The 22781-nt window shown below is 45.2% G+C and carries 22 protein-coding genes; 18 read left to right on the top strand and 4 right to left on the bottom strand.

What is annotated here, in order from left to right:
- Window positions 1-7 precede the first annotated feature (7 nt).
- The 17 genes from AB5123_RS06520 (at window position 8) to gpmI (ending at window position 16397) form a co-directional block, all read left to right on the top strand.
- Window positions 8-700 carry a flavodoxin family protein gene (locus AB5123_RS06520; RefSeq protein ID WP_117922999.1) on the top strand — a complete coding sequence of 231 codons (693 nt, stop codon included), beginning with the start codon at window positions 8-10 and terminating at the stop codon, window positions 698-700.
- A gap of 22 nt (window positions 701-722) precedes the next feature.
- Complete coding sequence (locus AB5123_RS06515) at window positions 723-1586, top strand: class I SAM-dependent methyltransferase (protein WP_041337609.1); 864 nt, start codon at window positions 723-725, stop codon at window positions 1584-1586.
- Between the two features lie 28 nt (window positions 1587-1614).
- Window positions 1615-2511 carry a carbohydrate kinase family protein gene (locus AB5123_RS06510; protein ID WP_046441644.1) on the top strand — a complete coding sequence of 299 codons (897 nt, stop codon included), beginning with the start codon at window positions 1615-1617 and terminating at the stop codon, window positions 2509-2511.
- Between the two features lie 72 nt (window positions 2512-2583).
- Complete coding sequence (locus tag AB5123_RS06505) at window positions 2584-2883, top strand: hypothetical protein (protein WP_041337612.1); 300 nt, start codon at window positions 2584-2586, stop codon at window positions 2881-2883.
- A gap of 24 nt (window positions 2884-2907) precedes the next feature.
- Window positions 2908-3756 (top strand): energy-coupling factor transporter ATPase, encoded by an 849-nt coding sequence (locus AB5123_RS06500; RefSeq protein ID WP_041337614.1) that lies wholly within the window; start codon window positions 2908-2910, stop codon window positions 3754-3756.
- A 12-nt stretch (window positions 3757-3768) separates the two neighbouring features.
- Window positions 3769-4632: an energy-coupling factor transporter ATPase gene (locus AB5123_RS06495; RefSeq protein ID WP_022287451.1), complete on the top strand. Its 864-nt coding sequence runs from the start codon at window positions 3769-3771 to the stop codon at window positions 4630-4632.
- A 77-nt stretch (window positions 4633-4709) separates the two neighbouring features.
- Window positions 4710-5513 (top strand): energy-coupling factor transporter transmembrane component T, encoded by an 804-nt coding sequence (locus AB5123_RS06490; RefSeq protein WP_302836215.1) that lies wholly within the window; start codon window positions 4710-4712, stop codon window positions 5511-5513.
- A 10-nt stretch (window positions 5514-5523) separates the two neighbouring features.
- Entirely contained in the window at window positions 5524-5808 is a 285-nt protein-coding gene (locus AB5123_RS06485) for a hypothetical protein (protein WP_022287449.1), read from the top strand.
- Between the two features lie 17 nt (window positions 5809-5825).
- Complete coding sequence (gene truA / locus AB5123_RS06480) at window positions 5826-6590, top strand: tRNA pseudouridine(38-40) synthase TruA (protein WP_046441640.1); 765 nt, start codon at window positions 5826-5828, stop codon at window positions 6588-6590.
- Complete coding sequence (locus AB5123_RS06475; RefSeq protein WP_368364625.1) at window positions 6556-8196, top strand: DUF5711 family protein; 1641 nt, start codon at window positions 6556-6558, stop codon at window positions 8194-8196. The genes truA and AB5123_RS06475 overlap by 35 nt, the downstream gene beginning before the upstream one ends.
- 16 nt (window positions 8197-8212) lie before the next feature.
- The gene (locus tag AB5123_RS06470; protein WP_278642555.1) at window positions 8213-9091 is read left to right on the top strand and encodes a CvpA family protein; all 879 of its coding nucleotides are present in this window, start codon (window positions 8213-8215) and stop codon (window positions 9089-9091) included.
- Between the two features lie 40 nt (window positions 9092-9131).
- A complete protein-coding gene (locus tag AB5123_RS06465) occupies window positions 9132-11399 on the top strand; it encodes an ATP-dependent Clp protease ATP-binding subunit (RefSeq protein WP_288737855.1) in 2268 nt (755 codons plus the stop codon).
- 139 nt (window positions 11400-11538) lie between these two features.
- The gene (gene pgk / locus AB5123_RS06460) at window positions 11539-12762 is read left to right on the top strand and encodes a phosphoglycerate kinase (RefSeq protein ID WP_337812212.1); all 1224 of its coding nucleotides are present in this window, start codon (window positions 11539-11541) and stop codon (window positions 12760-12762) included.
- Window positions 12763-12840: 78 nt separating this feature from the next.
- Window positions 12841-13362 carry a DUF3592 domain-containing protein gene (locus AB5123_RS06455; RefSeq protein ID WP_195220095.1) on the top strand — a complete coding sequence of 174 codons (522 nt, stop codon included), beginning with the start codon at window positions 12841-12843 and terminating at the stop codon, window positions 13360-13362.
- A 131-nt stretch (window positions 13363-13493) separates the two neighbouring features.
- Entirely contained in the window at window positions 13494-14270 is a 777-nt protein-coding gene (tpiA, locus tag AB5123_RS06450; RefSeq protein WP_022287442.1) for a triose-phosphate isomerase, read from the top strand.
- Between the two features lie 118 nt (window positions 14271-14388).
- Complete coding sequence (locus tag AB5123_RS06445) at window positions 14389-14838, top strand: hypothetical protein (RefSeq protein ID WP_337812213.1); 450 nt, start codon at window positions 14389-14391, stop codon at window positions 14836-14838.
- 35 nt (window positions 14839-14873) lie between these two features.
- Complete coding sequence (gene gpmI, locus AB5123_RS06440; RefSeq protein WP_278634652.1) at window positions 14874-16397, top strand: 2,3-bisphosphoglycerate-independent phosphoglycerate mutase; 1524 nt, start codon at window positions 14874-14876, stop codon at window positions 16395-16397.
- 91 nt (window positions 16398-16488) lie between these two features.
- Here the strand turns inward: gpmI and AB5123_RS06435 are convergent, their stop codons facing one another.
- Entirely contained in the window at window positions 16489-17571 is a 1083-nt protein-coding gene (locus AB5123_RS06435; RefSeq protein WP_195248982.1) for a HAMP domain-containing sensor histidine kinase, read from the bottom strand.
- 429 nt (window positions 17572-18000) lie between these two features.
- On the opposite strand from AB5123_RS06435, the gene gap reads away from it, so the two are divergent.
- A complete protein-coding gene (gene gap, locus AB5123_RS06430; RefSeq protein ID WP_022287438.1) occupies window positions 18001-19038 on the top strand; it encodes a type I glyceraldehyde-3-phosphate dehydrogenase in 1038 nt (345 codons plus the stop codon).
- A 229-nt stretch (window positions 19039-19267) separates the two neighbouring features.
- On the opposite strand, the gene AB5123_RS06425 is transcribed toward gap, so the two are convergent.
- The 3 genes from AB5123_RS06425 to AB5123_RS06415 all read right to left on the bottom strand — a co-directional run bounded on the left by AB5123_RS06425 (window position 19268) and on the right by AB5123_RS06415 (window position 22723).
- Window positions 19268-21199, bottom strand: coding sequence for a carbohydrate-binding domain-containing protein (locus AB5123_RS06425; RefSeq protein WP_337811911.1), 1932 nt, complete (start codon window positions 21197-21199; stop codon window positions 19268-19270).
- A 98-nt stretch (window positions 21200-21297) separates the two neighbouring features.
- On the bottom strand, window positions 21298-22002 hold the full coding sequence (locus AB5123_RS06420) for a DUF4956 domain-containing protein (RefSeq protein WP_337811912.1): 705 nt from the start codon (window positions 22000-22002) through the stop codon (window positions 21298-21300).
- Entirely contained in the window at window positions 21995-22723 is a 729-nt protein-coding gene (locus AB5123_RS06415; RefSeq protein WP_117923010.1) for a polyphosphate polymerase domain-containing protein, read from the bottom strand. Before AB5123_RS06415 ends, AB5123_RS06420 begins: the two co-directional genes overlap by 8 nt.
- Window positions 22724-22781 lie beyond the last annotated feature (58 nt).

Below are 22781 nucleotides of genomic sequence, written 5' to 3'. Positions count from 1 at the left end.
TGATATTTTGAAAATAGCTTTGATAAACGGTCAAAACCATAAAGGCTCTACATATCATATAGGCAAAATGTTAGCCGATAAACTTGGCGGCGAGGTGACAGAGTTCTTCCTGCCGAGAGATTTCGGCGAGTTCTGCTGTGGCTGTACCAATTGCTTTATGAAAGGCGAAGAAAAGTGTCCTCACTATGAGAAGCTTGAGCCTATCACCAAAGCGGTGGACGAAGCAGACGTGCTGATACTTACTTCCCCTGTGTATGTCTACCACTGCACGGGCTCGATGAAAGCATGGCTCGACCATTACGGCTGGCGTTGGATAGTCCACCGCCCTGAGGAGAAAATGTTCTCAAAGCGTGCCGTTGTAATATCCACCGCCGCAGGTGCAGGCATGAACAGCACTAATAAAGATATGGCGGATAGCTTGTCATTCTGGGGAGTGCCTAAGATATATAAGATAGGCTTCGGCATACACGCAACGAGCTGGAGCATGGTTTCAGACAAAATGCTTGCAAAGATAAGGAAAAAGACCGACAGCATTGCCGCAAAGCTTAAAAGCGACAGCTTTGAGCCAAAGGTCAGCCTTAAAGGCAGAATGTATTTCACTATTTTTCACTTTGCAAACAAAAAGGGCTGGAATCCTGCTGACAGTGCATATTGGAAGGCAAAGGGCTGGACGGAAAATAAAAGGCCGTGGAAAAAGTAAATTTTATATAAGGATAAAAAATATGAGAATTGCAGAAAACTGGAAAGACTATAAGATAATAGATACTTCAAGTGGCGATAAGCTTGAAAGCTGGGGCGGAAAGGTGCTTGTAAGACCTGATCCTCAGATAATCTGGAAGTCCCCGAAGCGTTCTGACCTGTGGACAAAGGCAGACGGCATATATCACCGTTCCTCAAAGGGCGGCGGCGAATGGGAATACAGAAAGCGCCTGCCTGAAAGTTGGAACATCGGCTATAAGAATTTGAAGTTTATAATCAGACCAACGGGCTTCAAGCACACAGGTCTTTTCCCTGAACAGGCTGTGAACTGGGACTTCATGGCTGATAAAATAAGAAACGCAGACAGAGAGATAAAGGTGTTAAACCTCTTTGCATACACAGGCGGAGCTACCCTTGCCTGTGCCGAAGCAGGTGCAAGCGTTTCACACGTTGACGCATCAAAGGGCATGGTGCAGTGGGCAAGAGAGAACGCCGCTGTGTCAGGGCTTTCCGATAAGCCTATTCGCTGGCTTGTGGACGATTGCGAAAAGTTCGTTCAGCGTGAGATACGCCGTGGCAAGACCTATGACGCTATCGTTATGGATCCTCCGTCCTACGGCAGAGGACCTGGCGGAGAGATATGGAAGCTTGAAGATTGTATCTATGACCTTGTAAAGACCTGCTCAGGCGTTTTGAGCGACGAGCCGCTTTTCTTCCTGCTCAACAGCTATACCACAGGACTTTCACCCTCAGTTATGGCATATATCCTGAGAGATGTCCTCGGAACGAGGTTTGGCGGAAACGTCACGGCTGATGAGATAGGATTGCCTGTGGAGGCAACAGGCGGTGTGCTTCCATGCGGTTCAACGGCAATTTGGCAGAAATAGCTTTGCTATAGTAAGGAATGGTGTTCACATGAAATATACTGAGAATTATGTTTATATGTACGGCCAAATGATCTCCACCTGTTCGTTTCTTCTTGACGGTGATTTTCCAAAGGCAGACGGTACGGCAGAGATAAAGGAAAAATATCACCTTGTCGGTGGTGAGACCGGAACAGCGGCGGCTGTTCTTTGCAGTCTGAATGTGCCTGTAAAGCTTGGGGGTACTCACCTTGGAAGCGGCAATGAAAAGCTTATAAAGGATTATTTTGCAGACAAGACTGCTGACCTTTCAGAGCTTGTAACAGAGGGTTTCGAGGGCGTGACCGACTATGTTATCATAGATAAAAATACACGCACCTGTTTTGGCGAGTGGGATAAGCTTTATTCACGTCCGGAGCCTTTTTATGAACAGCCTTCGGAGGAGTCAGTGAAAAATTCAGCCTGCGTTGCGGCTGACCCTTATTTTGGTGATAAGATAGCCGAGTATTGCGTAAAATATGGCAAGAAATACGTCACCATAGATTGTGCCTATGACAGCTATATCAATAAGCATTGTGCAGTAAATTGCATATCTCATCAGCACCTTGATGAATATTATCCGGATAAAAGCTATGATGAGCTTTTTAGGCTTTATACAGATAATACAGACGGGCTTGTGATATTCACCCTTGGTGAAAAGGGTGCGATGTATGGCAGGAAGGGTGCTGTGCCAAAGATGTGCCCTGCATTTAAAGTAGACGTAGTGTCAACACTTGGCGCAGGGGACAGCTTTAAGGCAGGCGCTGTATATGGACTTTATAAAGGTCTTGATGACGATACATTGGTGAAAACAGCTTGTGCTGTGGCAGGTGCGGCGGTGGAAAAGTTTCCTATCGCACTTTATCCGCCAACAGTAAAAGATATTGAAAAGCTTATGGGCAATATGTAGGGACGAACAGCGTTCGCATACCCATATATTATAATAAGGTATAAACCAAAATTTCAGACAGGAGGAAAGTTTATGTCTTTTGATTTTGATGAACTTAAACACAAAGCAGGAAATATGCTTGAAAAGGGCAAAGAAAAAGCTCACGAGGCTGCTGAAAGTGAAAAGGGGCAGAAGATAAAGAGCAAAGCAGGAGAGCTGTTTGAAAAGGGAAAGGAAAAAGCCCACGAGTTCGCCGAGAGCGAAACGGGCAAAAAGGTAAAGAACAAGGCTGAAAAGCTCCTTGATAAAGGAATAGACAAAGCCGAGAATGTTTACGAAAAGCATAAGGAAAGAAAGGCTGAACAGAAAGAACAGCCTGAAGATAAGGAATAAACTAAATTTGGTAAGGAAAGTGAAATGAGCAGTTTTATTGAAATAAAGGATCTGCACTTTTCCTATGTGAACGACCTTGAAGACCCACCTGTTAAAACGGAGGTGCTTAAAGGCATAAATCTGAACATAGAAAAAGGCGAGTTTGTGGCAGTGCTTGGTCATAACGGCTCAGGCAAATCTACACTTGCAAAGTGCATAAACGCTATAAATCTTCCTGAGTCGGGGGCTGTCTATGTGAACGGCATGGACACTTTGGACGAAAATAACCTCTTGCCTATAAGAGAAAAGGTGGGCATGGTATTCCAAAACCCTGATAACCAGATAGTTGCAACTATCGTGGAGGAGGACGTGGCTTTCGCCCTTGAAAATATGGGCGTCGAGCCGAATGAGATACGCAGGCGTGTTGACGAGGCTCTTAAAACCGTCGGTATGTATGAATACAGACTTCATGCACCCCATAAGCTTTCAGGCGGACAGAAACAGCGTGTGGCTATCGCAGGCATAATCGCAATGAAGCCTGATTGTATACTTCTTGACGAGCCTACCGCCATGCTTGACCCTCACGGCAGGGACGAGGTAATGAAAACTGTCAAAATGCTCAACGAGCAGGGCGTTACTATCGTGTTGATCACCCATTATATGGAGGAAGCTGCACAGGCACAGCGTGTTGTTGTAATAGACGGTGGCGAGGTCATAATGGATAACGTTCCGAAGAAGATATTCTCAAATGTGGAAACCATGAAAAATCTGGGACTTGACGTGCCGCAGGTGACAGAGCTTTGCTGGGAACTTAAAAAGGCAGGCTATGACATCTCCACCGAGATAATCCACGAGGACGAGTGCGTTAAGAAGCTTTATGAAATGCTTAAGTGATAGGGAGTAACAATGGCAGTAATTAAAACGGAAAACTTGACTTATGTTTACGGCGAGGGTACGCCCTTTCGCAAAACAGCCGTAGACAATGTTAATATAGAGATAAATGACGGCGAAATGGTGGGTATAATAGGACATACAGGCTCAGGCAAATCTACCCTTATCCAGCATTTCAACGGTCTTTTGAAGCCCACGAGCGGAAGCGTCTATATAGACGGAGAAAGGCTGTGGGACGATAAATCAAGGCTTCGCCCTATAAGATTTAAGGTGGGTCTTGTGTTTCAGTATCCTGAGTATCAGCTCTTTGAGGAGACCTGTTATAAGGATATCGCATTCGGACCTAAGAATATGGGTATCAAGGAAGATCAGATAGACAAGTATGTGAAAGAGGCAGCAAGAATGGTAGGGCTAAGCCCTGAGATACTTGACAAATCGCCTTTCGAGCTTTCAGGCGGACAGAAAAGGCGTGTGGCTATAGCAGGCGTTATGGCAATGAACCCAAAGGTGCTTATCCTTGACGAACCTGCTTCGGGTCTTGACCCAAAGGGCAGAGAGCAGATACTTGGTCTTATAAGAGAGTATCATGAACAGATGAAAAACACTGTTTTGCTGGTATCCCATTCTATGGAAGATATCGCAAAGAACGTTTCAAAGATACTTGTCATGAACGAGTCAAAGCTGTTTTGCTATGATGATACCGTGAAGGTGTTCCACCGTTCAGAGGAGCTTGTGTCAATGGGACTTGCAGTGCCGCAGATAACAAGAGTTATAAACAGGCTCAAAGCCATGGGCATTGATATTAAGGACGATGTGTATACAGTTGGCTATGCGAAAAAGGTCATCCTTGAAATGCTGGAGCAGAAAAAGAATAAGTAAGCAGCGGACTGCCTTTGACCCATATGAGCAGAGAGCAGGACTGTGTAAGTTGAGATAGAAAATTGGAGGAATATACCTTGATAAAGGATATTACTATAGGACAGTATTTTCCCGGAAATTCTGTCATTCACCGAATGGACGCACGAATAAAGATAATAATGACGGCGGTTTTCATAGTAATGCTTTTCGCCGCAAACAGCGTGTGGGGACTTCTTGTGGGCATAGCTTTTACTATTCTCACTTTTATCATATCGAAAATACCCGGTAAACTCATGATAAAAAGCTTGAAGCCTATCGTGCCGATAATAATATTCACGGCGATACTCAATCTGCTTTTTATCAGAACGGGCAAAGCCTATTTTGAGTGGAAATTTCTCAAGATAACCGATGAAGGCGTTGACACGGCAGTGTTCATGATGATAAGGATAATCTGCCTTATCGTGGGTACTTCGCTTCTTACCTACACCACCTCGCCTATCGACCTGACAGACGCTATCGAAAGATTGCTTTCACCTCTGAAAAAGATAAAAGTGCCTGTCCATGAGCTTGCAATGATGATGACTATTGCCCTGAGATTTATCCCTACCCTTATCGAGGAAACAGACAAGATAATGTCGGCACAGAAAGCAAGAGGAGCGGATATGGAAACAGGCTCGCTCATTCAGAAAGCCAAAGCCCTTATCCCAGTGCTGATACCGCTTTTTGTGGCATCGTTCAGACACGCCGAGGAGCTTGCCCTTGCTATGGAGTGCCGTTGTTATCACGGCGGAGAGGGCAGAACAAGAATGAAACAGCTCCATATGAGCATAGTCGATCTCTACGGCTCGATATTCTGCGTGCTGTTCCTTGCAGGCGTTATCGTCATAAATGTAGTCGTTTAGGAGGGGTATTATGAGCAGTGTTTTTAAAGATATGGACCAGGACGACAGACTTGATGCTTTGGAAAGAAAAGTCAAGAAACTTGAGAGAAATGTAAATGGGGGAAGTAAAATGTCAGGCATTATAAAAGAACTTATCGGCAGAGAATGTACCATTGACGGCGACGGGATTTATGGTCATAGCTGTACTATTCTTGACGCAGACGACGAGTGGGTAAAGCTTATCGTTCATGAAAAGAAAAGCGACAGCACCATGATAGTAAGACTTGACAATATAGATTCCATAACACTCGACTAAAGAAACGGGATATGCTCATGACAAATTTCAGGATAATACTTGCCTATAACGGCACAGCCTATCATGGGTGGCAAAGGCAGAACAACGCCCTTGCCGTCCAGCAGGTGCTTGAAGAAGCTATCCTCTCGCTGACGGGACAGACAGTCACAGTGAACGGCTGTTCACGAACAGACGCAGGAGTACACGCAAGAAGATTTTGTGCAAGCTTTCTTATAGAGTCCACAATAACCTGCCGTGGGATAGTTTTCGGACTTAATTCAAAGCTGCCGGACGATATCTCAGTGCTGGAGTGCGAAAAAGTCCCCCTTGATTTTCACGCAAGATATATGTGCAGCGGCAAGGAGTATGAGTATATTATACATAACAGCGAGATAAAAAATCCCTTTTATAAAGATACAGCCTACCGCAGCTGGTTTCCAATAGACGAAAAAAAGCTTGATAAAGCGGCACAGGATTTTGTGGGAACGCACGATTTCAAAGCCATGTGTTCCACCGATTGCACAAAGGAGAATACAGTTAGGACTATATTCTCTTTCCATGTAAGACGTGAGGGCGAGCTTGTGATATTCACAGTTTCGGGAGACGGCTTTCTGTACAATATGGTAAGGATAATGGTAGGCACGCTTATTTTTATAAATGAGGGCAAGATAGGAGAAACTCAAATACCCGATATACTTGCGTCAAAGGACAGAACAAGAGGCGGAAAGACCGTTCCGCCGCAGGGATTGTATCTTAACGAAGTGTATTATGATAAAGATAAAGGATCTGAACAAGGTGAATGATAAAAGATCAAAGGACAGACGGAGAAAGAAAAATCCGCCTACCAAAGAAGAAAAAACAATAAGAATAACCAAGCAGACGGATTTTGTTCAGCGTGACGAGTTTCACGGTGCAGAAGAGCCTATGCCGAACGTTACTTTCAGAGAGATAAAGCGTCAGAAAAAGGCGGCTCAGAAAGCGGCGGAACGTGAGCAGGAAGAACAGCTCCGAAAAGAAGCGGAAGAAGCCGAGGAGTCACGAAGCAGAATAGAGCTGACGAACACCGAGGATAAAGCCGAGGAGGAAAAGCCTGAAAAAGCTGATGAAAGCAAGATAACAGTATCAGGCGGTGAAAATAAAGAGCAGGCTTCAGAAAGCAAAGAGGAAAAATCCGAGCATAAAAGCAGAAAAGAGAAAAAAGCCGAGAAAGCAGAGAGGTCTGACGAGGAGATATCTAACGTCACCGATATAAGAGCGGCAAGAAAGAAAGAGAAAAACAAAAAGCTCTATAAAAAGATAGCCGCCATAGCAGTGGTGGTCGCTTTCGGAGTTGGCGTTTACGCTTCAAGAGGAGTGTGGGTGCCGAAGCTTGAGGGCATTTTGGACAGACCTCATGCCACTATAGTAAACGACGGAAAAAAGCAAAGCGGAAATTTCCCGCTGACCTTTGATGAAAGCTCCGTTAACGTTATAAAACAGCTTTCCGACGGTATAGTTCGAGTTGACGACAGGAACATTGCTTTTTATGACGAGTCGGGCAATAAGATATCGGATAATTCTCACAACTTTGCAAACCCTGTTGTAAGAACATCTGGAAAGCGTGTGCTTGTTTACGATAACGGTGGAAATTCTTTCAGAGTGCTGAATAAAAAGGGCGAGCTGCTCTCAAAGGATATAGACCAGTCTATACTTTTGGCGGAGATAGCCCCTGACAGCACAGTTGCAGTGGTCACCCAGACTGAGAAATATGCCGCAGTGCTGACAGTTTATGACTCCTCGGGAGCAGAGATATATCAGTGGTCAAGCTCACGAAGAATACTTGATATAAGCTTTGATAAGGACGGAAACGGCTGTTGTATCTCAACATTTTCCAGCAGTGGCGGAGCGTTACGCTCTGTCGTCTATTATGTGACCTTTGACAGCACAGAGGAGAAGATGAAGAGCGAACAGCTTGAAACTCTCGCAGTTGCTGTTCAGCGAAACGATAACGGCGATTATTGGGTAGTGGGCGATACCTGCTTCTACAAGCTTGACAGCAATGGTAAAATACTTATGCAGTATGAATATCCTGAGGAGCTTTCAGACTATGCCCTGACAGACACCACTGCCGCAGTAGCATTCGATGGCATACAGCGTAAAACAGGAACTCTTGCGGTGTTCCGTTCGGACTCTGACGGAGATAAGCCTGATAGCGTTGTTTATACTCAAAGCGGCAAGCCTAAGAAAATGGTCGCAGAGAACAAGAAGGTGATCCTTCTCGGCGAGGATAATATAGAAGCCTATGACAGTGCAGGAAATCTACTTGCAACAGCGGCAGTGTCCTCTGAGTATCTTGACTTTGTTTACCTCAACGACAGCGTTTATTTCCTGGGTCTGCATGAGATAAACAAAATAGCTTTCGAGACCTGACGAAAGGCAGGAAAATATGGCATATTTTTTTGACGGAGCAGTTATAATGATCCTTATCGTGACCGCTCTGACAGGATACTGTAAGGGCTTTGTGAGATATGTCATCACAATGCTCGGAACAGTGGCAGCCGTTCTTGTGGCTTTTCTTATAGCCAATATGTCGGCTGAAAATGTATATAACAAATATTTCAAAACACAGCTTATAACGAGCCTTGAAAACGCTGCTGAACAGACGGATCTTTCAAAGCTTGTGAGCAATGAACTGAAAAACGAGGGCGTTGATATCGACCTTTCAGATGAGGAGATAAAAAACGTCCTGTCAGGGGCAGGCACTCTTGCGGAGAATACCGAAAAGCTGCTTGTTTCAAAGGGAACAGACCTTGATACCGCTCAGCAAAAGGGCGAGGAGCTTTCAGAGTATATCCACAGCGTTATGCCCCAAAAGCTCAGCGAAAAGCTGGAGGGCAATAAGCTTGGAAAAAGTCTGTCTAAGGCGGTGAAGTTCACTGCCGAGCAGATAGACGAAGCCGTCAAGGCTCTCTCTGAGGGTGGCAGAACTGGTGCTGAGTATCTGGAAAAGAACATTTTCCGACCGATCGCCCTGACTTTTATAAGGCTTTGCGTGTTCATGACGGTTTATGTGCTTATGGAGATAGTCATAAGGCTTATCCTGCGTCTGTCGGGAGTTTTTACCCGAATGGCAGGTCTGACAGCGGCAAACCGTTTCGCAGGCATGGTGCTTGGTCTTTGCAAAGGTGGTCTGTATCTGGTGTTGATAGCCTTTATGGTCTGCACTGTGATAAATGCTACCGAGAACAAGCTTCCCAAGTTCAACAGCGCTGTTTTTGAAAATACCTATCTGTTCAGTTACTTCTTTGATATTCTGTATAAATGATTACCGTAAGGTGTATCAGTAAGGAAAGGAGCAAATAAAAATGTTAATGTGTTCAAGATGTAAAAAGCGTCCTGCTGTGGTGTTCATCTCACAGATGAACGCCAAGGACCCTCAGCACAAGAAGAACGAGGGACTTTGCCTTGTTTGTGCCAAGGAGCTTGGCATTTCGCAGGTGGACGATTATATGAAGGCAATGGGCATCTCAGACGATGACCTTGAAGCAATGTCAAATCAGCTTATGGAGGCTTCCGACGGGGACGATTTTGAGCCGGGCGGAACGAACTTCCTGAGCAATCTTTTCGGCGGTGATGCAGCCAATCTTTTCAGCAACCTCGCAGGAGGTATGCCTAAAGCCACCGATGAGGGCGGAGAGAACAAGCCAAAGGATAAAAAGAAAAAGCTTAAATTTCTCAACAACTATTGCACAAATCTTACTCAGAAAGCAAGAGAGGGCAAGCTTGATAACGTTGTGGGCAGAGATAAGGAGATATCAAGAGTTATCCATATCCTGTCAAGACGTCAGAAGAACAACCCATGCCTTATAGGCGAACCTGGCGTTGGTAAAACAGCCATTGCCGAGGGTATCGCACAGAGGATAGTTGGCGGAGATGTGCCGTTCCATATCAAGGATAAGGAACTTTACCTCCTTGACCTTACCGCACTTGTTGCAGGCACTCAGTTCAGAGGACAGTTCGAGAGCCGCTGTAAAGGACTTGTAGAGGAAGTAAAAGAGCAGGGCAATGTTATCCTCTTTATAGACGAGGTGCATACCCTTGTTGGCACAGGCGATAATGAGGGAACGATGAACGCAGCTAATATCCTGAAACCGTCCCTTTCAAGAGGCGAGATACAGGTAATAGGCGCAACGACTTTCAAGGAGTACAGAAAGTATATCGAAAAGGACTCTGCACTTGAAAGACGTTTCCAGCCTGTAACAGTTTCCGAGCCGACAGTTGAGGACACAATCACAGTCCTCAAAGGCATAAAGCAGTATTACGAGAATTTCCATAGAGTAAAGATATCAGACGATATGCTCAGAGAGTGTGCAGTGCTTTCTGAAAGATATATCAACGACAGATTCCTCCCTGACAAGGCGATAGATCTTCTTGATGAAGCCTGCGCCTGCACAAGTATCAGAACGCCTGAAATAGAGGAGTTCGACGCACTTAACGAGGAGCTTAAAAAGCATGAAAAGCTCGTTGAGGATTACGAACAGAAGTCAGACCCTGACTATGAGATAATCGCAAAGGAAAAGGGCGAGATACTCAGGATCCAGAACAGACTCAAAGAGGTGGAAGAAACTCTTAAAAACGTTCAGGTCACAGAGGAAGATATCTCAAAGGTAATAGAGCTTTGGACAGGTATCCCTGCCAATAAGATAGCTCAGACCGAGTATGATAAGATAAAGCATCTTAAAGAAGCTCTTTCAAAGCGTGTTATCGGCCAGGACGAAGCCGTTGATAAGGTCGCAAAGGCAATAAAGCGTACAAGGGTTCAGCTTTCAAAACGTCGCAGACCGGCTTCATTTATTTTCGTCGGCCCAACAGGCGTTGGAAAAACAGAGCTTGTGAAAGTCCTTGGAGAAGAGCTTTTTGACGCCACCGAACCGCTTATCAGAGTTGACATGACCGAGTATATGGAGAAGCACTCAGTATCAAAGCTTATCGGCTCACCTCCGGGATATGTAGGCTTTGATGAAGCAGGTCAGCTTACCGAAAAGGTGCGCCGCAGACCATATTCAGTGGTACTTTTTGACGAGATAGAAAAGGCTCACCCTGACGTTATGAACATACTCCTCCAGATACTTGACGAGGGACGTATCAACGATTCACAGGGCAGAAGCGTTTCATTTGAGAACACAGTTATCGTCATGACATCAAACGCAGGTTCGACTGATAGAGATACAGGTGTGGGCTTCAATAAGACCGACAGTGATATCGCCAAGGATAAAGCAATGAAAGCACTGAGAGATTTCCTGCGGCCTGAGTTTCTTGGAAGAATAGACGAGATAGTTGTGTTCAATCCGCTCACAGAGGAGAATTTCGCAGGCATAGCAGGTCTTATGCTGGACGAGATGAAGTCGCCGCTGGAGGAGAAACATATCAGCCTGAGATATACAGATGAAGCTTTGAAAGCTATCGCACATAAGGCATACGGTCAGAAGCTTGGTGCAAGAGATATCCGCCGCGTCATAAGAAACGAGGTGGAGGATAAGATAGCCGAACTGCTTATAGATAAGGGCGAGGGAGCGGTGTCCGCCGTGGCAATATCCGCTGACAACGGAGAGATAAAGGTGGACGCACTTTAAAAGCCTAAAGTTATAAAATCAGGGTAAAAATTATAAAAAAATACTTGATTTTTATGACGGTATGTTATATAATAAAGGTAAGGTTGTTAGTTTTTTAACAACGTGAATTAAAAAAATTAAATTGAGAGGTGTCTTTAAAATGGCAGGTTTAAACAAAGTTACTGTTGATGACATTAATGTAAAGGGCAAAAAGGTACTCGTAAGAGTTGACTTTAACGTTCCTCTTAAGGACGGCGTTATTACAAACGATAACAGAATAACAGCTGCTCTCCCAACTATCAAGAAGCTGGTAGCTGACGGCGGCAAGGTAGTTCTGTGTTCACATCTTGGCAAGCCAAAGAACGGCCCAGAGGCTAAGTTCTCACTTGCTCCTGCTGCTGCAAGACTTGCAGAGCTTCTTACTGAAACAAAGGTAACATTCGCTGCTGACGATACAGTAGTTGGCGACAACGCTAAGAAGGCAGTTGCTGAAATGGCTGACGGAGATATCGTTGTTCTTGAGAACACAAGATTCAGAGGCGCAGAGGAAACAAAGAACGGCGAAGCTTTCGCTAAGGAACTTGCTGACCTCGTTGACGACGAAGTATTCGTAATGGACGCTTTCGGTTCAGCTCACAGAGCTCATGCTTCTACAGCTGGCGTTACAAAGTTCGTTAAGGAAACAGCAGTTGGTTACCTCATGCAGAAGGAGATCAACTATCTCGGAAATGCAGTTGAAACACCTGTTAGACCATTCGTTGCTATTCTCGGCGGCGCAAAGGTAGCAGATAAGCTCAACGTTATCTCAAACCTCCTCGAGAAGTGCGATACACTTATCATCGGTGGCGGTATGGCATATACATTCCTTAAGGCACAGGGCAAGGAAGTTGGTCTTTCCCTCGTTGACGATACAAAGATCGACTACTGCAAGGAAATGATGGCAAAGGCTGAAAAGCTTGGCAAGAAGCTTCTTCTCCCTATCGACACAACAGTTGCAGCAGGTTTCCCTGATCCTATCGACGCTCCTATCGACGTAGAAGTTGTTGATTCTGATAAGATCCCAGCTGACAAGGAAGGCCTTGATATCGGCACAAAGACACAGGCTCTCTTCGGCGAGGCTGTTAAGTCTGCAAAGACAGTTGTTTGGAACGGTCCTATGGGCGTGTTCGAGAACCCAACACTTGCAAAGGGTACTATCGCAGTTGCAAAGGCACTTGCTGAAACAGACGCTACAACTATCATCGGCGGCGGCGACTCAGCAGCAGCAGTTATCCAGCTTGGCTTTGCTGATAAGATGTCACACATCTCAACAGGCGGCGGAGCTTCACTTGAATACCTCGAGGGCAAGGTTCTCCCAGGTATTGACGTAATCGCTGACAAGTAATATATTTTACTAAGCTATAAGCTAGGGGCAGGCAGGTTTTGCCTGTCCCTTTTTTATGCAGAAATCGAGGTAGTAAAAATGAATGAAATAACACTACTTGCAAAAAGCGGATTAGGCTGGCAGGGCATAGGCGGAATAATTCTTCTGCTCACAGGCGTGGGACTTATCTATTTCGGTATCAAAGCCTTGCAGGGCTATCGCTTTTTCCCTGAGCAGGAATATAATATCCCTGAGGAGGATCACTACGAACCAACTCAGGCAAAAGCCTTGCAGAAAGTCAAGACCACAATGCCTGACTTCAACGGCGGTGAGGACAGAGTTTTTACCGAGTGGAAAATAGGCTATACCATTGACGGCGAAAAGTATACCCAGATAGTCACAGACAACGGCTATGAAAAGGGCGACATGATAGACATAAAGTATAACCCAGAAAACCCACAGGAATTTTACCTTGACGATGAAAAATCAAAGGTAGAAGTCACTGAGGAGGAAAAGGAAGCCGAGGAAAAAGAGGAGAAAACGCCTTTCGGCTATGCGGCTATCGCTATCGGTGTCCTGCTTGGCGTTTTCGGTGTGGTCATGCTTATAGATAAGCTGTAAAAAAACAGATAAAATAAGTCCAAGCCTTTGTTAATTAGTTGACAAATACGAGTGAATGTTGTATAATAGACTTGGAAAACTAGCAGGAGCAGTTTTTCTGTTCCCTATAAAAAATAAAGGAGTTTTTTATCATGAAAAAAGCTGTAAGAAAAGCAATTATTGCAGGAAACTGGAAAATGAACAAGACAAGACCTGAGGCTAAGGAGCTTCTCGAAGCTATCAAGCCACTGGTTGCAAACGCTGAGGGCAAGGTTGAAGTTATCGCTTGCGTACCTTTCACAAACCTTGAAACTGCTATCAACGCAACAGCAGGTTCAAACGTAAAGATCGGTGCAGAGAACGTTCACTTTGAGAAGAGCGGTGCTTTCACAGGCGAGATCTCAGCAGATATGCTCGTTGAGCTTGGCGTTGAGTACGTTGTTATCGGTCACTCTGAGAGAAGACAGTATTTCGGTGAAACAGACGAAACAGTAAACAAGAGAACAAAGGCAGCTCTTGCAGCTGGTCTTAAGCCTATCGTTTGCGTTGGCGAGCTTCTCTGGGAGCGTGAGTGCAACATCACAGAGGAAGTTATCGCAAGACAGGTAAAGCTTGATTTCTTCGGTGTATCAGCAGAGGACGTTAAGAAGTCCGTTATCGCTTACGAGCCAGTTTGGGCTATCGGAACAGGCAAGACAGCTACAGCAGATCAGGCAGAGGAAGTTTGCGCATTCATCAGAGCAACACTTGCTAAGATCTATGACGAGGCTACAGCAGAGGCAGTTACAATTCAGTACGGCGGTTCAATGAACGCTAAGAACTGCGCAGAGCTTCTTTCTAAGGAGAACGTAGACGGCGGTCTTATCGGCGGCGCTTCACTGAAGGCTGCTGACTTCAACACTATCGTTCAGGCTGCTGTTGAGGGCTAATTAACAGACGGATATCTAGGGGCAAAATATCATTCGTCACAAGAACAAACAAATAAAAAGTTCCGCAGGGGACGGCTGCGGCTGTCCTCTGCTTTTTTTTGAACAGGGGGACGCAACTATGAAAAAAATAATATTTGCAGCATTAGTATTATCTATGTGTATGTCATTTGCAGCCTGCGGAAGCACTGACGAAAGCAGCGCACCAGCGGCAGAAAGCTCTCAGACAACATCTGAAGCTAAGCTTGAAAATGTAACTATCAAAATGGACTCTAGTAAGCTCCTTAGCGGCGTTGAGTTCACAGACAGCGAGCTGCTCGACAAGATAACAGAGTTCCGCACGAAAGTCATGGAAAACGCAGAAGAAAAAGAGCCGGATTCAAAGGAGTACGTTGTTGGCGGCGATTGGCTGGATATAAAATGTTCAGAAGGTCCAGCTATCTACTATGAAGCAGGAGAGAGCAACTATGTCCGTATCGGCGCAAAGACCTATTACACAAGCGACGATACAGCCAAGGAATTTAAGGAATATGTCCTGAGCTTCCTTGAAAATGGCGGTTATTGGGGATAATACGAATATAAATGATGTTGAAAGGACTAAGAAATATGTCAAAGAAACCCATAGCACTTATCATTATGGACGGCTTCGGCTATAATCACAAGGATTACGGCAACGCTATCAGAGCTGCCAAAACACCTAATATCGACAGACTTCTTGCCAACTATCCACACACTCTTATCGGCGCAAGCGGCATGGACGTTGGACTTCCTGAGGGACAGATGGGTAACTCAGAGGTAGGCCATACAAATATCGGTGCAGGAAGAATAGTTTATCAGGAACTTACAAGAATTACAAAGTCTATCAAGGACGGCGAATTCTTCTCAAATGAAGCTTTCACAGCAGCCGTTGAGAACTGCAAGAAGAATGACAGCGCACTCCACCTGTTCGGACTTCTTTCAAACGGCGGCGTTCACTCACATAATTCACACCTCTATGGTCTTTTGGAACTTGCTAAGAAAGCAGGTCTTACAAAGGTATACGTTCATTGCTTCATGGACGGCAGAGATGTTCCTCCTACAAGCGGAGTTGACTTCGTAGCTGAGCTTGAAGAAAAGCTCAAGGAAATTGGTGTCGGCAAGATAGCAACAGTAATGGGACGTTACTATGCAATGGACAGAGATAACCGTTGGGAGCGTGTAGGCAAGGCTTATGACGCAATGGTATACGGCGAGGGCAATAAGGCTGATAACGCAGTTGACGCTATCAAGGCTTCCTATGCCGCTGACGTTACAGACGAGTTCGTTGTTCCTACAGTTATCGATGAAAACGGCAAGATATCCGCAAATGACAGCGTTATCTTCTTCAACTTCCGTCCTGACAGAGCAAGAGAGATAACAAGAACTCTCGTTGACGACGACTTCATAGGATTTGAGAGAAGAAACGGCAGATTCCCACTTTACTATGTCTGCATGACACAGTATGACGCAACAATGCCAAACGTTGACGTTGCATTCAAGCCAGCAAGCCTTGAAAATACTTTCGGCGAGTATATCGCAAAGAAGGGTCTTTCACAGCTTAGAATTGCCGAAACAGAGAAGTATGCACACGTTACATTCTTCTTCAACGGCGGCGTAGAAGCTCCTTTTGAGAACGAGGACAGAGCCCTCATCAATTCACCGAAGGTAGCAACTTATGACCTCCAGCCTGAAATGAGCGCATATCTTGTTTGCGACGAAGTTCTCAAGAGAATAGAGTCTGACAAGTATGACGCAATTATCCTCAACTATGCAAACTGCGATATGGTAGGTCACACAGGCGTGTTCGACGCAGCCGTAGCAGCAGTAGAAGCAGTTGACGAGTGCGTAGGCAAAACGGTTGACGCAGTTCTTGCAAAGGGCGGCATAGCACTTATCACAGCAGACCACGGCAACGCAGATAAGATGATGGAAGAGGACGGCTCTCCATTCACAGCCCACACAACCAACCTTGTACCTCTCATTATCGCAGGCGCAGGCAATGTTCTTATCAGAGAGGGCGGCGTGCTTGCTGACCTTTCACCAACAATGCTCAAACTCATGGGTCTGGAGCAGCCAAAGGAAATGACAGGTAAGTCTATCATCAAGGACTAATTTCCATAAAATAATCAAGGCAGTACCGAGAAAATCGGCACTGCCTTTTTTGTATCCCATTTATTCACTTGCTCTGTATATTGCCCAAACCCTATTTCAGCGGGTCAAGCCCTTTAGCCATTATGCAGTATGTGCTGCCGTATGGGTTCGGTATGGGTGGCATTCTGCTAACATGGAATTCTTTCGGCAAACCACGGCTGTCGCAAGGGAAACTCATGGTCACACAAGTGCCTTTGTCTATCTCACTGCGATAACTCAGCTCACCGCCAAAACGGACGCAGAAGCATTTTGCAAGTGCAAGTCCCAATGCCTCATTGCTGCTGTATTTTTGAAATGTGCCAAAGGGCGTGATAGCCGCCTGCCATACCTCGTCTGTCATGCCGTTGCCGTTATCACTAACTGACAGTATTATCCTGTCGTCCTCGGTTTTTAGGATAAGCTCAACCTGCCGCTGTTCCTTGTCATTGTACATATATGCGTTCACAAGCAGATTTACAAGCACATTTTTAATAAGGCTTTTGTTTGTTTCAAAATAAATGCATGGGTCAATGGAGTATCTGAAAATACAGCCGTCCTCCTCCAGCAAATTGCCTTCTTCGTCGCATACCTCACCGCATATGTCTGATAGGCTCTGATATTCAGTTGTGAAATTGCCACTGAAATATTTCGCAAGCTCTGTCATGTTCACCGTTGCGGAAAATGTCTTTAGTATACGAAGCCTTGCCTCGTGGTCAAAATGCTCATATTCAGTGCCGGTTTTTGAAGAAAAGGATTTCTTTTGGCTGTCAAGCATCGCTAACATTTTAGAAAGCTCTATCCTGATGTTGCCGAGAAAATTCGATTTGAAGCGTAAATACCCAGACTTGTCCGAAAGACGTTCTATGTCCATGCAGGAGTAATAGTGTATGAGATAATTCGTTATAACGCCATTATCTCTCAGCGGTTCAAACCGCATTGCCGCTGAGTCTGCAAACCTGCCCTTATATTCAAAGGTAGCTGTCTTTTCAACAGGCAGAATGAAAGCGTTTTCCGGAGTATCGCATAAAGCAGAAATATCTATAACATCAGGCAGATCGCCATGATTTTTCCAAATGACATTAAGCTCAGCGTCAGTGAGGATAATGTTTTCCTCAGACTGAGCATATATCTCTTTCACAGAAGATGTCAGTTCCACTTTGTTAGCCTGCCTTTCATAAAGATCTCATGTAAATATTATAACCTAAACTGTCGGGGTAGTCAATAAAAAATCATCAATATTTGATCATATTTTAAAGAATTTAGCAGTGCTTTGACGGATCAAGACACAGATAGCTTTACGGTGAAGTTTTAAGGCAACACCGCACAAAGCCCGCCTGACGGCTTTGCACGCCATCTGCTTGCAGATTTTCCGCCATATCACACAAAAATCCCTTGACATACGACAGTATGCCTGCGGAATTTTTATGTGACCTGACGAAAAAATCTGACTACGCATCTGACGCACAATCTTTGTGCGGTATTGCCTTAAAGAAAAAAAGTTCTAAGTTTTTTGTAAAAACACTTGCAATGTATAGAAAAATGTAGTATAATAAGTACAGAAAAATTTTTAGGAGGTAAATTAATTATGGCAGTTAAAGTCGCAATTAATGGTTTTGGACGTATTGGACGTCTTGCATTCAGACAGATGTTTGGCGCAGAGGGCTACGAGGTAGTTGCAATCAACGACCTGACAAAGCCTTCAATGCTCGCTGATCTTCTTAAGTATGATACAGCTCAGGGCGGTTACTGTGGTAAGATCGGTGAGAACCTTCACACAGTATCAGCTGACGATGAGGCTAATACTATCACTGTTGACGGCAAGACTCTTCAGATTTATGCAGAAAAGGACGCTAAGGATTGTCCTTGGGGCAAGCTTGGTGTAGACGTAGTTCTCGAGTGCACAGGCTTCTATACATCAAAGGCTAAGAGCCAGGCTCACCTCGATGCTGGTGCTAAGAAGGTAGTTATCTCAGCTCCTGCTGGTAACGACCTCAAGACTATCGTTTACTCAGTAAACGAGAAGACACTTACAGCTGACGATACAATCATTTCAGCTGCATCTTGCACAACAAACTGTCTTGCTCCTATGGCTAATGCTCTTAACAAGTATGCTCCTATCCAGAGCGGTATCATGAGCACTATCCATGCTTACACAGGCGACCAGATGATCCTTGACGGTCCTCACAGAAAGGGTGACCTGAGAAGAGCAAGAGCTGGTGCTGCAAACATCGTTCCTAACTCAACAGGTGCTGCAAAGGCTATCGGCCTTGTTATCCCAGAGCTTAACGGCAAGCTCATCGGTTCTGCACAGAGAGTTCCAGTTCCAACAGGTTCAACAACAATCCTTACAGCAGTTGTAAAGGGTGCTGACGTAACAGTTGAAGGCATCAACGCTGCTATGAAGGCTGCATCATCTGAGTCATTTGGCTACAACGAGGATCCAATCGTTTCTTCTGACGTTATCGGCATGAGATTTGGTTCACTCTTCGATGCTACTCAGACAATGGTATCTAAGATCGCTGATGATCTCTATGAGGTACAGGTAGTTTCTTGGTACGACAACGAGAACTCTTACACATCACAGATGGTAAGAACAATCAAGTACTTTGCTGAGCTTGCATAATCTGCACAGCCAAAACTAAATTGCTTACTAAAGACCGCTTCATCATGAGGCGGTCTTTTTTGCGTATGTATACAACAAAGGTGAGCAAAAACTTGCGAACACTGTTCGCCCCTACAATTTATATTACACAAATGTAGGGGACGGCGCCCTCGACGTCCCGCATACTATGAACGATAAATCGGCCAAATAAAAAAGGACGAACCCAAAGTTCGTCCTTTTGTCGTTCATATCAGAAACCACGTCCTCCGCCATGACCTCTGCCAAAGCTCATTCCTTTGGAATTAGAAGTAACAATGCCGTCAATAGTCACGGTTTCCGACTGCGACCCTGCCGTAATGGTGTAGGTTTCGCCTTCCTTCAGGTCAGCGCTTGTGAATACAACGCTCTGCCAAGTCTTTTTAGGGGTAAAGCTTAAGATCTCCTTGCCTTCACTGTCAGTGATAGTCAGTTTTTCGTTTGCTGAAACGGTTGAACCAAGATCGTGCAGAACACTGTATTGTGTGGAGCTGTCACCGAAGCCTTCTTCCATTCCAACTGCACCACAGGCGATGAGCGTTCCCCCTGTTACAGTTGCAGTGCCGTTGTAGTCAAGTGCACCGTTGCCACCGTTAGTAGGTCCGCAAACGCAAACCGTACCGCCTGCCATTGTGAAGTTGCCATTTGAGTCAAGTCCGTCGCCTTCAGCGTCAATGGTTACAGTTCCTCCGTTGATGTTAAGTTCAACACCGTCCTGTGACGAGAATTGGTCAGCACCCATTCTGTCTGTTGATCCAGTGTCGCTTCCGCCTGCGCAGTTTATTCCGTCATCGCTTGCTACCACTGATATGGTGCCACCGTCTATTGTCACGATAGCTCCCTCGATACCTTCGTAGCTCTTTGTGATGTCTACAGTGCCGTCGGATATGGTCAGATTTCCGTCAGCGTGCATTCCGTTGTCACCCGACGCCACAGAAATGTTTCCCCCTGTTATAACAATGTTTCCGTTGCTGTGTACTGAATCGTCTGCCGAATCTATCTTGAACTCGCCGCCGCTTATGTTCACCTCGTTGCCTGCCTTTAAAGCCTTTGCAGATGTTGAAGTGCTGTCGCTGTCTGTAGTAGTGTTGGCCGTAGTCTTGATAGTCAGCCCTGTGTTGTCAGCCGTAGGCATTGCAGGCGGGTCGCCTCCCGTGCCGTTTCCGTTATCGTCAGGTCTGCCCATTTCGTTCGGACCACCACCACCGTTGCCCATGTTGTTCTGCCAATTTCTGTTTGGCGTGCCGTCAGACTTCATAGAAGCGTTTGCACTTCCACCGCCTGTGGTGATGTCAAAGCTTCCGCCCTGGATAGAAAGCACAGTTTCCGCCTCGAATGCGTCATTGTTTGCGACTACTGTGAAGCTTCCCCCTGTCACGCTTATAAAGCCTTTGTCAGAAGCCTCTGCGTTAGTGGCTTTTATGCCGTTCGTGCCTGCGGAAATGTTGAATGTTCCGCCAGATATCTTAACGCTGTCCTTGCCCTCCATAGCGGTTGAAGCCGAGGTCACATTGATATTGCCGTCAGTGATAACAAGATCGTCCTTTGAAACTATGCCGTGCTTGTAGTTTGCATTCACAGTAAGTGTACCGCTGCCGTTTATAGTAAGGTCGGTTTTGGAGAAAATAGCACCGTCTGTGTTGCTGTCATCTTCTCCTAAAGAGTAGATTGCACTGTCCGTCAAAACGTTCTCTGTGCCGTCCTCCAGCACGATATAAACTTTTTTAGCCTTGCTCACGAGCAGGGGAGCGTTGTCAGCACAAGTTATGTCAGCTCCATTGAAAATAAGCTTTATTTCAGCCGTCTTGTCCGCTGAAACGATTATCCTGCCGTTGGTCGCCGTGCCTGAAAGAATGTAAGTGCCTGCCTGCGAAATGGTTACAGTTTCCCCTTCTGAGGTCGCACCCTCACCGTCTATAGCCGCACTGCCATCAGCAAATGTAATCCCTACTGAGCTTTCCTCGTCATATCTAACGTCAATGTCCTCTGCCGCAATGCTTGCGTCAATGTCAGACTTTGCCGCCTGAGAAACACTGCTTGTGGTCTGTGAAGAATTTGCACTCTCAGAACAGCCTGAAAAAGCCGTGACCGTGATAAAAAACGCCGCCGTGATAGCTGCCAGCTTTTTAGTGTCCAAAATTTTCATGAAAAATACCCCCTTGTATGGTAAAAAAGGTTGAAAAAAACCGCACAAGACCGCTTTAGCCTTGTGCGGTTTTGCTTATGGATACTTTTGTTATTTTGTCAGAATGATTGTTCCTCAATGTCTGCTGCCACTGCACACATTATCTCAAGGTTGCCATTTCTGCATCTAAGTTCGTCAATAAGCTTCTTTTCGTTAGCACCGTCTTTAAGCTCGATGCGGTATTTCAGCTTGAAAAGACTTCCCATGTTTGTGGTCTTTACCGAAACAAGCTCACATTCTGAAAGATATTTTTCAAATATATCGTCAAATACCTCAGTGTAATCAAGGCTTTCAGGGATAGTGATACTAAGATCCTTGTGACCCGACTTCTTTTTGCCAATAGGCAGAAGCGTATAAATAATGTTCAGCAGGCTCACGCACACCGCAAGCATAAGAGCCAACGCAAGGTGGTTCGTGCCCGTCGCAAGACCGACAGCCATTGAAAGGAAGATAGCACAAATGTCCATTGCACTTCCCGGTACAGAACGGAATCTTACCAAGCTGAATGCACCCATAACAGCCACGCCCGTACCGATGTTTCCGTTTACAAGCATTATCACTACCTGTACTATCACAGGCAGCAAAGCAAGCGTCATCATAAAGCTTTTTGTCTTTTTCTGCTTGAAGTTGAATGCAAATGCAATTATAAGACCAAGCACCAAAGACGCCGCAGTGCAGAAAACAAATTCGTTTGTAGTTATCGCCGCCACGGTCGTTTCAGTGGTGGTCACAGTAGTAGCCGCAAGAGTAGTTGAATTAAGCACAGCTTATCACCTTACCTTTATGTATTTTTTCAGAAAATTCGTTAAGATACGCAGTTCCGTATTTTGAGAATGACGCAGGATATATCTCCAGTTCATCAAGTATAGCCGATAACCAAAGAGGCATAGCGTTCGGTATCTTTATCTCCATTACCCTCATGCCAGCAGGCAGAAGCTCTTTTCCCCAAATGCCCTTGTCAAGCTCCTTTTGCTCTTCACGGTAAAGAATGTGCGTGTCAAAGGTCAGCCTAAGGGACGGGTCTTCTGTACCGCAGTAAGCAAGCCTGTCATAGCTAAGATACATTGCAGGAGCAATGCCCTCATAGAATTTGAGAAAATATTTCAGCTCGTTCTCTATCTGCGGATTATCATGAGGTACCTCTTTGCCTGCAAAGAAATCACGGGTCTGTGCAAGGGTCATTTCAATACGCCTCTTGTAGACCACACCCTTGTATTTCTTTTTCAGCTCCACAAAGACCATGTCTTCATCATTAGGTACGCCGTAGCTCCTCACTCTCAGCTTTTCCTTGTAAACAGGCTTTTCAATGGAGTTTCTCACAAGCTGATGACTTGGTGTGTCATAATATATGTTGCAGATAGTGCTTTTGTAATATCTGTCTTTGACAAAATGCCCATCGAGCTTTTTTATAAGCTTTTCATAAGTCGGTTCATCAACGATATATTTTTTCTCTATCCGTCTGAACACTTCCTGATTGCCATTCATATCCACGCCTCTTTTCGTGATTTTTTCGTATGTTTCGTGTAAACTTTCCTTTGATTAA

The sequence above is a fragment of the Ruminococcus sp. RTP21204st1_B2_RTP21204_210225 genome, assembly GCF_040914135.1.
Lineage (GTDB): Bacteria > Bacillota > Clostridia > Oscillospirales > Ruminococcaceae > Hominimerdicola > Hominimerdicola aceti.
Note: the sequence above shows the minus strand (reverse complement) of the source record. Positions and strands in the feature narration are given on the sequence as shown.